Origin of the sequence: Candidatus Nanosynbacter sp. TM7-008 (assembly GCF_022828245.2) — a bacterium.
Classification (GTDB): domain Bacteria; phylum Patescibacteriota; class Saccharimonadia; order Saccharimonadales; family Saccharimonadaceae; genus Nanosynbacter.
The window spans coordinates 265,522-277,816 of sequence record NZ_CP157587.1; the positions used below are offsets into that span (position 1 = coordinate 265,522).

10 protein-coding genes are annotated in these 12,295 nt (G+C 44.6%); 1 reads left to right on the plus strand and 9 read right to left on the minus strand.

What is annotated here, in order from left to right:
* Positions 1 to 3: 3 nt before the first annotated feature.
* The 8 genes from LRM48_RS01410 to LRM48_RS01445 form a co-directional block, all read right to left on the minus strand.
* Positions 4 to 2,652: a type IV secretory system conjugative DNA transfer family protein gene (locus tag LRM48_RS01410; RefSeq protein ID WP_243812478.1), complete on the minus strand. Its 2,649-nt coding sequence runs from the start codon at positions 2,650 to 2,652 to the stop codon at positions 4 to 6.
* Positions 2,653 to 2,696: 44 nt separating this feature from the next.
* Positions 2,697 to 3,749 (minus strand): sigma factor-like helix-turn-helix DNA-binding protein, encoded by a 1,053-nt coding sequence (locus tag LRM48_RS01415; protein ID WP_129632578.1) that lies wholly within the window; start codon positions 3,747 to 3,749, stop codon positions 2,697 to 2,699.
* Between the two features lie 201 nt (positions 3,750 to 3,950).
* A complete protein-coding gene (topA, locus tag LRM48_RS01420) occupies positions 3,951 to 6,296 on the minus strand; it encodes a type I DNA topoisomerase (protein WP_243812477.1) in 2,346 nt (781 codons plus the stop codon).
* Positions 6,297 to 6,347: 51 nt separating this feature from the next.
* Entirely contained in the window at positions 6,348 to 7,034 is a 687-nt protein-coding gene (locus LRM48_RS01425; RefSeq protein ID WP_129744698.1) for a CDP-alcohol phosphatidyltransferase family protein, read from the minus strand.
* Positions 7,035 to 7,072: 38 nt separating this feature from the next.
* Entirely contained in the window at positions 7,073 to 7,942 is an 870-nt protein-coding gene (gene dprA, locus LRM48_RS01430) for a DNA-processing protein DprA (protein ID WP_243812476.1), read from the minus strand.
* Between the two features lie 376 nt (positions 7,943 to 8,318).
* Positions 8,319 to 8,732: a Fur family transcriptional regulator gene (locus tag LRM48_RS01435; RefSeq protein ID WP_243812475.1), complete on the minus strand. Its 414-nt coding sequence runs from the start codon at positions 8,730 to 8,732 to the stop codon at positions 8,319 to 8,321.
* A 47-nt stretch (positions 8,733 to 8,779) separates the two neighbouring features.
* A complete protein-coding gene (locus LRM48_RS01440) occupies positions 8,780 to 9,514 on the minus strand; it encodes a TIGR03943 family putative permease subunit (protein ID WP_129744695.1) in 735 nt (244 codons plus the stop codon).
* Positions 9,504 to 10,547 carry a permease gene (locus LRM48_RS01445; protein WP_129744694.1) on the minus strand — a complete coding sequence of 348 codons (1,044 nt, stop codon included), beginning with the start codon at positions 10,545 to 10,547 and terminating at the stop codon, positions 9,504 to 9,506. Before LRM48_RS01445 ends, LRM48_RS01440 begins: the two co-directional genes overlap by 11 nt.
* 41 nt (positions 10,548 to 10,588) lie before the next feature.
* Between LRM48_RS01445 and LRM48_RS01450 the strand changes: the two genes are divergently transcribed.
* Entirely contained in the window at positions 10,589 to 11,710 is a 1,122-nt protein-coding gene (locus tag LRM48_RS01450) for a DUF475 domain-containing protein (protein ID WP_243812474.1), read from the plus strand.
* Positions 11,711 to 11,718: 8 nt separating this feature from the next.
* Here the strand turns inward: LRM48_RS01450 and pth are convergent, their stop codons facing one another.
* On the minus strand, positions 11,719 to 12,279 hold the full coding sequence (pth, locus tag LRM48_RS01455) for an aminoacyl-tRNA hydrolase (protein WP_243812473.1): 561 nt from the start codon (positions 12,277 to 12,279) through the stop codon (positions 11,719 to 11,721).
* Positions 12,280 to 12,295: the final 16 nt, after the last annotated feature.

Sequence of the window (12,295 nt, forward strand, 5' to 3'; positions counted from 1 at the left end):
TTTTTAGTCGGCGGTAGTGTTCTTTTTTCGTCGGCGACGTCGTCTTTTTGGTGTGGCTGAAGCTAGCGGTGTAACTGTATTGACTACGGTTTCTGTGGTCACGTTATCATTGCTGCGAATTTGCAGAACAACTTCACCGTCGTTAGCTGTAGGCTGTGGCTTTTCCGGTTGGCTATTGACCGCTGGAGCGTTGTTTGCAGGCTGCGGTTGAGGTTTGGCCGGCTGTTTTTTCTGATTGCGAACAGGCTTTATTGCGGCGTCAATTTCCTTCTCGACATCTTCCCTGTTTCGCGAATACATGCGACGTGAATGTTCGATAATGTGCGGCGTGTTGTCGGCTTGGCTTGGCGGAAGTTCCAATGTGCGGGCAGAAAACGCGGGAGTTTTCTCGCCACCGATAACCATATTGACAACAAAATTACGATTGTGCATTTGAAGCAGGTCGATTGCCTCGAAGTTCGGCTCGAATTGCTTGGCAAGAATCGGTGCATCGTCAGCAGAAACTCGGAAAGAAATCATGGTGCCGACGTTGCCGAAAACTGCATCGCGAACCGTGTCGCTCATCTGGGAAATGTACTGGTTGGCAACGGTCAAATTAAGGCCATATTTTCGAGCCTCGGACAGAATAGTCGCAAACGAATCGGTGGCGAAGTTCTGGAACTCGTCGACGTAAAGATAGAACGGGCGGCGGTCGCGCACGTCAGGAATGTCGCTTCGAGACATGGCGGCAAGCTGAATTTTCGTGACCAAAAACGAACCGAGGATGGCAGCATTATCTTCACCGATAAGACCTTTGGACAGATTGACAATTAGAATCTTTCCTTCGTCCATAATCTGGCGAATATTGAACGTGGATTTCGGCTGCCCAATGATGTTGCGGATGATTGGATTGGCAGTGAAAGCCCCGACTTTATTTAAGACTGGTGCAATTGCCTCGGCGACAAACTTGTCATTCCAGCTAGCAAATTCGACATTCCAGAATTGCAAAACCACGGTGTCTTGGCAATAAGTCAGCGTTTCTTTTCGGAATTCCTTATCTGTTAGCATACGAGTAATGTCAAGCATTGTCGCTTCTGGTCGATCCAGCAAAGCTAAAATAGTGTATCGCAAAATATACTCAAGTCGCGGTCCCCACGAATCGCCGAAAATACGCTTCAAAACGCCGATGATCTCTGATGAGATGTTGGTTTTTTGGTTCGGGTTCGTGACTTCTAGCGGGTTGAATCCCAGAGGATACGCGGTGTCGGCTGGATTGAAATAGATTACGTCGTTTAATCGGCTGCCGGGGATAAATTTCATGTTGTTGATTGCGAAGTCGCCGTGCGGGTCGATGATGGCATATCCTTGATTATGGAAAATGTCGCTTAAGGCGAAGAGCTCTAATAGTCCACTTTTTCCGGCGCCCGTTTGCCCGATTATGTAAACGTGGCGTGAGCGGTCATAGCGTAACATGCCGAATTGGTGGCTGATGCCGCGGAAGTTGGTGACGCCAAAGGCGGAAATTTGGTCGTCGTTGACGTCTTCGCCGGTTAAGACTGGCAATTTGGATGGCGGTTCTGCGGTTTTGGAGCTCGCCCAAACTATATTTGGCGTTTCAACGTTGGTGTGTGGCAAGTGAAAAACTGACGCCAATTCTTCTATATTTAAGATAAAACCGTCGCCGATGAACGAACGCTTGCGATATTTATCAATAAATTCTTTACCAAACGCGCCTTTGACAGCGTGAAATCCGTTGAGATTTGTCGAGTTGAACTGCTTAAATGTACCGACAAGCGCCTGCATACGAAGCTTAGCGTTCGTCTGACTTTCGCCCATATAAACCAAGCGAATTTTTACCTCGTAGCCGAGCTTGGTTGCTTTTTTCTCTGCTTCAGAAATGCGAGTTTTATCGCGATCTGACAGCTCGATTTTGGTTGATTGCCCAACTCCCTGCTCTGGCGGTTGCCATAACGCGCCAAGTATGCCGATTAACCACTGCATGCTGCCGCCAAACCCCGGCAAGGAGAATATTCGTCCATTTTTTATGCTATTGATATATCGGTCAGCGGCGTTTTGCCAGTCGTCAGGAATTGGTCTGACTAGCACCTGAATCCACAATTCTTCACCGGTGGTTTCCAATTTCGCCAGCGTGCCCGTAATGCCTGCCAGCGGGTCGACTTCAAAGTTTTGGAAGGTGCGAATCGGGAGAAATTCATCTGTGGTTAATGTCAATTCTGTCGAGTAAGCAACTTCGTGGTTGCGCTCGTGCTCGGTGTAATCTTCGTCGGCTTGGTGAATTTGAACGGTTGGATATTGAGAATAAATCTGTCCTTCGACAAAGCTCTGCAAGGTTTTTGGCACCCAAACGTAAAAGCGAATTTGCCCATTGACTGAGGCGATTTCAAAGCTGATGTGCTCCTGGTGTCCACCAGATAATCGCAATTCTTTATTATCGCGAAGAATTCCGTGTAGTGAAGCGAATAGCTGCTCGGCGGCAAGTTCTTGCTTGTCGTTGGTGCGTGGGATTTCCAGAATTAAAAGCACGCTCTCAACTGGGGTAAAATCTTCGATCTTCCGATAATTCCGCCACGTCAAAAACATCAGGACTGCCACGATTGGCATCCAAACGTACCATTGCAATAGTGTGCTGATGATCCAAGAAATAATCTGCATTATGTGTAAATTATCTCACCTCTGAAAGAAGTTTGCAACTTAGCTTAAGCGGCTTCTTCAAAAACGTATGTGGCTTTAGCGACGCGTTTGAATTGTGGCTTTGATTGAAGGTTTAGTAGAATGGTGGTTTCTTTAACTTGTCGTTTGTCGAGGACTTGACGAACGATCTCATCACGGTGAAGCGGAGTTTCGGAATTCTTCAAAATATCGGTGATGATATCTGCTACAGTTCCGCGGCTGTAGCCCCAGCTAGCGAGTGCGTAAATCCCGCGACCAATTAGAACAAAGCGCTTGTCTTTAATGAGTTCATTGTGAATTGCCTGCGTCGTGACGCTTCGGCGGTTAAATTCGCTGTCCCGAATTCCTTTGGCAATGTCGGAAAAATGCATCGGTGAGCCATTCGTGTCCAGAACAACGTAGATTTTATCGCGAATGTTCTTTGGGTTGACCGCTGGCCATTTGGCTAGTCCCCACTGATCGTTTAAGCTAGCCAATTTTTTACTGACGGTAGCCAAGGCTGCAATGTTTGAAGGATGTTCATAGTCCAATTTTTTGTGCAATTCTTCCGCAGTAACGGGCTCGCCGTGTTTTTTGATCGTTTTGACAACCTCTTCAACTCGTGCTCTAATTTGCTTTTCATTGCCGAGAGTGTCAATTGCTGCTGCCTGGTAATAATCGTCATTCTCTGTAACAATTGTGATGTTTTCTGCTAGCTCAGAAATGAACGCCACACGAGCGCGGTCAATTGCAGTAGCTTCTTTACCGAGAAAATGTGACGCCAAATCTTGCATGCGCGCAACTCGTCCCATCTCAGACAAACTTGAAGTGATTTCTTTTTCCATAGCAATAACCGAAGGAAGTTCTCCCTCGGCGACAGCTGCACGTAGACGCGTTAAAATTGCTTTTTCTAGCTGACGAACGCGCTCGCGAGTAATGCCGAACATATCGCCAATTAACTCTAACGTTTCTTTTCGGTCATACAAACCAAATCGTCGAGAAATAATTTCCTTCTCGCGCTCTTGCGGAATCTTAGAAATAATAGTATCGACGACAGAATTTAATTTGGCGCTTTGCTCGGTTTTTGCTGTCTCGCTCATGCTACTAGAAACATCCTCTCTGCCTCACCACAGGTTATATTGATTGAAAATATGTTTTTAATTATACAATTGCATTTGACAAAAGTCAATAGATAAATGCCATAATTGCTGATATAAATTATAGCATTTATTTTACGTTTTTTGCAATAGATTATATGAAGAGTTTTTATTATCCGGAATTATTGGATAGTATGGAAAGCGCTATTTCTTTTTAGTGGATGTTTTGGTGGCTTTTTTAACTACGCGTTTGCGAGTTGGTTTCGCTGTTGTGGCGCTTAATAGCTCCAGAGCTTTTTCGTGAGTAATAGTTTTCGGATCCGTATCTTTAGGGATTTTGACATTTTTAGTGCCGTTGGTGATGTATGGACCGAATCGTCCATTAAGAACTTTAACTCCATCCGGGAATTCGGCGATATTCTTAGCGGCTTCGGCTTCTAATTTGGCGGCGTAAAGTTCACGCGCTTTTTCTAAAGTAATGCTATGCGGATCTTCCGGCTTAATGGAAACGAACAATTTGCCAACTTGAATGTATGGACCGAATCGTCCAATATTCGCCTTAATATCTTGCCCGTCCTCTGTTTGTCCGACGATGCGTGGCAACTTGAACATTTCCAGTGCTTGCTCCAGAGTAACTGTCTCAATTTTCGTGCCCTTTGGCAGCGGCGCAAAACGCGGCTTTTCGTCGCCGTCAGTTTCGCCAAGCTGTAACATTGGACCGAATCGCCCAAATCGCGCAATAATCGGTTTATTCGTCTTCGGGTCAATTCCCACTTCGCGATTAGCGCCGACTTTGCTTCGGTCGATCCCGCCAGATTGCTCGATCAATTTATGGAAAGGCATGTAAAATCCGTGCAGCATTGCGCTTTTTTTCAGATTGGCGCCAGCAATTTTGTCAAATTCTGTCTCGACGTTGGCGGTAAAATCGTAATCGACAATTTGTGTAAAGTGGTCCGTCAGGAAATCGGCAATCAGTTCGCCGCTCGGCGTTGGAATAAGTTTGCCGCGTGTCGAGCCAGTTTTTTCCTGGACAATACTTCTACTAACTTCCTCGCCGTTATAGTTCAGGACAATCACATCTCGTGGCTGACCTTCACTGTCACCTTTTTCAACATAGCCGCGAGTTTGCACGGTGTCGATAATTGTGGCGTATGTGGATGGACGCCCAATTCCAAGTTCCTCCAGCTTCTTAACTAACGATCCTTCAGTGTAGCGAGCTGGCGGTCGTGTAAATGTTTGACGAGCCGTAATATCGTGAGAATTGACTTCATCGCCAGATTGTAACTTCGGTAGAAGCTCATCTTTATTGCCGCCGTAAACGCGCAAAAATCCGTCAAACGTAATGACTTCGCCCTTTGCCTCAAACTGAGCGGGCTTTTTGCTCTTAGGTAATTTATCACCTTTGATATCAATTGTAATAGTTGTTTTTTCTAGTTTCGCTGGCGACATTTGCGACGCTAAAGTTCGGCGTCGAATTAGGTCGTATAATTTCTGGTCATAGCTATTATTAGATGCGGTTTCCAGAGTGATGTCTGTCGGGCGAATGGCTTCGTGAGCTTCTTGGGCAGACGCAGATTTGGTCTTAAATTTGCGAACCGTTGAGTAATCTGGACCGTAAAGACGCTTGATAAAATCGGTGGCCGCCGCGATGGCTTGACCGCTCAAATTCACCGAGTCGGTACGCATATAGGTGATTTTTCCGTCTTGGTATAGCTTTTGTGCCGAAGCCATGGTTGCTTTGGAGCTGAAACCAAGCTTAGAGTTGGCCTCCTGTTGCAAGGTTGACGTGGTAAATGGTGCCGCTGGATTGCGCGTTCCGGGGGTTTTTGAGATATCGCTAACAACAAATTCGGCAGGTTTCAGACTATTTAAGAACTCGTTCGCTGCTTCTTCTGTATCGAATTTTTGATTAAGTTCGGCCTTGAATTCTTGATTATCGTGAATAAAAATGGCGGTAACTTTGAACTGAGAGTTGCCCTCAAACTTCATAATTTCTCGTTCGCGCTCGACTAGTAATCGCACCGCTGGACTCTGAACGCGACCAGCCGATTTTCCGCCCGGAACTTTCTGCCAGACGACTGGACTAAGTTCAAAGCCAACCAGTCGGTCGAGGATTTGCCTGGCTTGTTGCGCCTGAACCAAATTCATATCAACGGTTCGCGGATTCTTAATTGCATTAGTTATGGCGTCTTTGGTGATCTCGTGAAAGACAATTCGCTTAGTTGTTTCAATAGGAAGATCCAGCACCTTACATAAATGCCAAGCAATAGCCTCTCCTTCGCGGTCTTCATCGGTTGCGAGCCAAACATTTTCCTTGCCGACTGCCTTGACGTTTCTTTTAAGCTCAGTGATAACTTTCTTTTTTTCAGGATCAACTTCGTAAATTGCGAAAAAATCGTTAGCCACGTCAATCGGCGGCGTTCCATCCTTCGTCTTTTTAACAATCGAGCGAATATGCCCCACGCTGGACAGGACGTGAAAATCCTTGCCGAGATATTTCTCGATGGTTTTAGCTTTGGCTGGTGACTCGACGATAACGAGATTTTTCATAACTTTATATTATAACAAATCACTATCTGGCTACAACCGCAAAGTGAATTATTACGAGCGACCGCTGAGGCGACCGAGCATTGCCATTGATCCGAGGGTGCGATTGACATCTGCTATTTGGCGTGGTTTTTCTTTTTCCGCGTTGCCGTTAATCGCTCGTTCTATGTAGGTGCATGTTGCGTGTGCAGCGGGCAGAAGCGAAGCGGCGAATGCTCCAGCTCCTAGTTTGCGTAGAATCTCGGCGGGCTTTGGATTGTCGGTTCGCTTGTCTACTAATTCGGCGGCGGCATAAGCGACTAAGGCTGCTGTCTCCATAGCTAGCCCCACCTTCCCTGATTTAGTCGGTCGAGTTTCGGTTTTCTCGTCACTACGTAAATTAGCGATTCCCGTAGCTAGGGCGTTTATCAAGTTTAGCACCGCAACAATGTCAATAACTTTCTTTGGAGCCAACTTTTTTTTATCCATTTCATAGAGGATTTTTGCCATAACTATTTTGTCTGTTATGGCATCTAAGGCTGCTCCAAAATTGCTAGTTTGCCCTGTCATGCGCGCTACTTTGCCGTCCAAGACGTCAGCTAATCGCCCGACCACGCATTCCGCCAGCCCTTCGGGTGTATCGATTTTCTCAGATCCGTGCATCGCTAAAGCGGCGCCAGTCACGCTTATCAAATTAGGGATGGTAAAAACGTCTTTGGCGACTTTACGGACGGTAGGAGATGTTTCTCGGGCTTTTTTCATAGTTCGTATAATAACATCAATTTGTCAAAGTAGCAATATTATCGTAATGTCCAGTTGTTCGCCCCGAGAGGTTTGATAACACCGTTGATTTCCAGCATAGTTAACGCCGTGGCAAAATCTGACGCGGATAATCCTGATTTTTGTTGAATTTCGTCGCCGTCGCGCAGTCCTTCTGAGATGAGTTTTATGATAATAGCCTCTTCAATTGTTGCGCTGGCTGCTAATTCTTGGCCGTTGTCTTTTTGCAATTTCTCTGGCGCGATGATTGATAAAACATCGTCGGCGTCTGTCACCAAATACGCCCCTTGTTTTAATAAAGTATTGCAGCCAGCCGACAACGGGCTGGTTATGTTTCCGGGAACTACAAACAAATCTCTTCCCTGATTCAGTGCATGCGAGGCTGTGTTTAATGTGCCGCTTCGCTCGGCGGCTTCAGTGATAATAATTCCGTCAGCTAGCCCGCTAACCAGCCGATTACGCTCCAGAAAGCTCCAACGATTGACTATTTTATTATCGCCCTTCATCCATTCCGAAACGACCGCGCCACCTTGCTCTATGATGCTCATGGCTAATTGATAATTGGTCCGCGGTGAAATATCAGGAAGCTCGTTTGGAACGACCGCCACGACCGTTCCGCCAGCTTCAATCGCAGCTTTTTGGGCAATGCAGTCCACTCCTAGCGCCAGCCCGCTCACGATTACACACCCAGCTTTTGCCAGATCTGTTGCCAATCGCTCGGTGACTTCTTTTCCGTAGGCAGACGGCTTGCGGGACCCGACGATTGATACGACGGGCGCATTTGTTTCTGGCAATTTTCCCATATAACATAAGCTTTTTGGTGGATTGGCAATATGTGCTAATATCTGGGAGAAAATATGCTCATCTGGTGTAATTCTATTGATTTCCATAAAAAATGTGGTAAAAAGTATTGACACTTTGTCAAATGTTTGCTATAATCAAGGACGATTGGTTAAGTAATCATTAACCAAACGCACCTTATACCCCCTATTCTAACTATATGTTAGGTTGCGCGCAATGGCATTAAGTATTCTTACCCTCCACTTTTTGCGGTTCAACGTTACGCGCATACTAACCCCTTTAACTGCCCTTTTTCAAAGGCGACATCCGTTGAGGCGAGCACTAATTGGTGTTGATAATAGTCAGGCGCGGACTTTTGGAGTTTTAGTCGCGACGCTTCGCTGATACGGTAGCTCGGGTGGGTTGAAGGGTAAAAAAGCGTCAGGTGATGCCCACCCTTACCTGGCGCTTTTTTGTTGGGAAAAATTATTTATTTTCTATAATATGTCGGCATTTTTCGCAAATACCTTCCAGCTCAAAGTGGTGTTTTGTGACTATGAAATTATGTTTTTTACCGATGAGATCTATGAGTTTTTCGAGTTCTTGTGATTGTATGGGTTCGGCATTTTGACAATTGATGCAGTATAGATGGTGATGATGTGGTATAAAAGGTTCCGCCAACTCGTAATAATTCTTCCAGCCAATAGTTATAGTGTTTATAATGTTCAGAGTATCGAACATTAGCAGCGTACGGTAAATGCTGGCACGGCTAATGTTTTTGCAGTTTTTCGCAATATCGCCGACCGTAAGAGGCGCATCTGAATTTCGCAGGATATCAAATACTTGCTGGCGTGGTTTTGTCAGGCGAAGACTGTGGCGTTCAAATATTTCATTTAGCATAGTGTTATCAATAGTTTATAACTTATTGCAACAAGTGTGCAATAGACTTACAGCCCGAGCAATTCATAAGGATATTTGGGTTGGTTGATTTTTGTGATGTGTGCGTCGGTTATGACGTATTCGGCTTGGCTATTAACAATTTTCTGTGACAATTTGCCTTTGACGATTAGCCATGTTCCATCTGGGTAATCTGTCGAAAAGTTTTTCTCGATCAGGATTTTCATAGGCACGCTGTCAACAGTGCAGCAACTTATGACGTATCTGGCAATATTGAAGTAATTATAGCCGTAGTTTTTTAACAGATCATTTGAAACGAAGCCAGTAACGGTGATATCTTTGCCGTTAAAATAAGAGGCTTCTTTACAGGAATTTATTGCGGTTTTCCAGCGGTTTATTGAGATTGTAGAAGAGCCTTCTTTTGGTTGAGGTGCTTCGCAGCGGCTTTCAGGTTCAATAATCGCAGGACTTTCTTTTTGCGCGAGACTGCTTGGAGAGAGTGGCTTTGGTGGTAATATATATCCGACTGATAATATAATTATTGCAAAATAAGATATCGGGGTAATTTTTTTCAAGCCAATTCTAGTTTTGTCTTTTGCGGATTTATTTTTTAATTGCAACATTATATCAATAAGCAAAAGTATAACGCCGATTACGCTAATTATGACCGCGAATGTGTGATAGCGTGGATGAACATAAAAGCCGAGTTGGTCACGCCAAGCTAATAGCAAAATATATGCGCAAACGACAATTCCGCCAATTGATCTTGCAAGGTTAGCGTACATATAAATTAACTCCCAGTCCGACAATTAGCGATAAGGCGAATACGGTTAAGGTAATTGTTGCAATAAATTTCCAGCGAAAAGTCGTTTTTAATAGCGTAATCATTTTTATGTCTATCATCGGTCCGAATAGCAAGAAAGATAAAATTGAGCCTGTCGTGAAATTTCGCACGTAAGCCAGTGCGAAGAACGCGTCGATGCTGGAGCATATCGAAATGATGAAACTTAGCGTGATCATGGATATGACAGATAAGAAGATGTCGCCACCGACAGCGTTTATGATGAATCGCGGAACGAAGATTTGCGTGGCGGCTGCGATGCTGGCACCTAAGACCAACATAGTAAATAATTGCCAGAATTCATTGCGTGATGAGCTGAATATGTTTGACAATTTTGAACCGTGATTATGAGGGTGGCAAAGTTTTTCAAACTCTGGATTGACAATGGAATCTTCCTTAAAAAAGCTGACGATAAAAGCGGTTATTTGTACGATAATTAGCGCAAAAATAATTCGCCACCAAACCATTCGGGTGTCAAAACTGAAGGCGGTCATGGTTGAAATTATGGTTATCGGGTTTAAGATTGGCGCGGCGAAAAGAAAGCTAATAACGTCGGCAGGTTTCAGTCCATTTGCTATTAAGCTACGTGCAATTGGCACGTTGCCGCATTCACATACGGGTAAAATTAGCCCGATCATAGAGAGCGCAATTCGTCGGAGAAAGGCGTTTTTTGGCAATATTTTGAAGACGTCTTTTGATGATAAAAAGTATCTGATAAGCGCGGATATGATAATTCCTAAAATTAAAAATGGGACCGCCTCGACAATTACGCTTAGCGTCAGCGTGATGAAATCTTGTAATGACGGAAGTAATTTATTGCACCATTCTGCAAATTCTCCGTTTAATAACATAACGCCGAATCGCGAGCTGAATTGATAAATAGAAATTATAAGGACGCCAAAAACCACCCAACCGATCAATTCGCTGTTGGCTGATAAAAACTTTTTTATGCGACCATCTGGCGATTTTTGTGCCATATATAAAATTATACTCCATGCTTATGCTATACTAAATCAATATGAAACATCTTTTACATTCACATCATCCGTTTCGGATTTTCTGGTTTTCGGTCCTATTGACCTTAGGTTTGGGCAGTTTGATTTTTAGCCATATGGGCGTTAGTGGTCTTTGGCTATTTACTATTTTGGTGGTTTTGGAAGTTACGTTTAGCTTCGACAATGCGGTGATAAATAGCAAAGTTTTGGCGGGAATGAGTCAAGTCTGGCAGAAAGTCTTCCTGACGGCTGGCATATTTGTGGCGGTGTTTATTGTTCGATTTATATTGCCAATTGCTATCGTGATGATTGCGAGCGGTCATGGATTTATGGATGTTGTCAATCTGGCGCTACATAAACCTGTCGAGTACGGCAAGATCCTGCACGAGGCGTCGCCGATGATTGACGCGTTTGGTGGTGCGTTTTTGATTATGATTGGGCTTAGCTATTTCATCGATTACAACAAGCGTGTTCACTGGATGCGACATGTTGAGCCGATCTTGGCGAAGGCTGGGCGATTTGAGAATTTTAAGGTGTGCATAATGCTTAGCGTGGCGGCTATTTTGTATTTTACGGTCGAGGCGCCGCATAAATCTTTGGTGCTGATTTCAGCGGTTCTTGGAATTGTGCTGCATATTGGGTTGGAACTATTTGGATCATTTTTCCATGAAGATGACGCGAAATCAGTTAAGATTAAAACCGGCTGGGCGGCGTTCGCTAGCTTGTTATATTTGGAAATTTTGGACGCCAGCTTTAGCTTTGACGGTGTGATTGGTGCGTTCGCCATTACCAACAGCGTGCTACTAATCGTGGCTGGACTGGGCGCTGGAGCGATTTGGGTTCGATCACTAACCGTATATTTATTACGAACAGGCGCGCTTAGTAAATATAAATATTTGGAAAATGGCGCTCACTGGGCAATTATGGCGCTCGGCGTAATGATGATTGCCAAATTATTCCACTTGGAATTGCCGGAATGGGCGACGGGCGGCTTGGGCTTATTGTTCGTGAGTCTGGCGGTCGGCAGCAGTATATTGGAAGCCCGATCGATCAATTTGCAAGAAGCTGCGGCTACAAAATTGCATCAAGCCGAAGAGCAATTGAAGAACGGCGCTTCAAAAATTGTGCCGCGAAAACGACGCTAGAATCTGGTTTAATATTTTATACTGAACGGCTCAATAGTTTCGTTAATAAACTTCTCGACCAAGTTAATTGATTCGGGCAATATCCAGCTTTGGAGAATCTTTTGCTCATCTGAGTTGAACTTGCCTAGTACAAAATCTACGTCACCGACTTGACGTCTGAGCAGATTATCTGTGCCAATACGAATATGCCAAAAGTCTGATCCGACGTGAGCGTGAAGGGATTTTAATCCGTTGCTGCCCGCGTCTCGTCCGCCTTTGCGAGTTCGAATTTTACCAAAATCCAGTGCCGTGTCGTCGTGAATAATTAGTAAATCGTCCAATGTCAATTTGTAAAAATCTAAGATTGCTCGGGCGGAAATTCCGACCTCGTTGTAAAAAGTAGTTGGCTTAACCAGCAGGATTTTTTCTCCAGAAATATTCAGTTCGGCAATATCAGCGGAAAATTTTGGCTTATTGTAAAAAACTGCATTATTCTCTGAGGCAAATTTATCAATAGCCAAAAACCCAGCATTATGCCGCGTGTTTGTGTATTTTTCGCCTGGATTTCCCAATGCTAAGATGACTTTCATAGACTTAGTATATCAC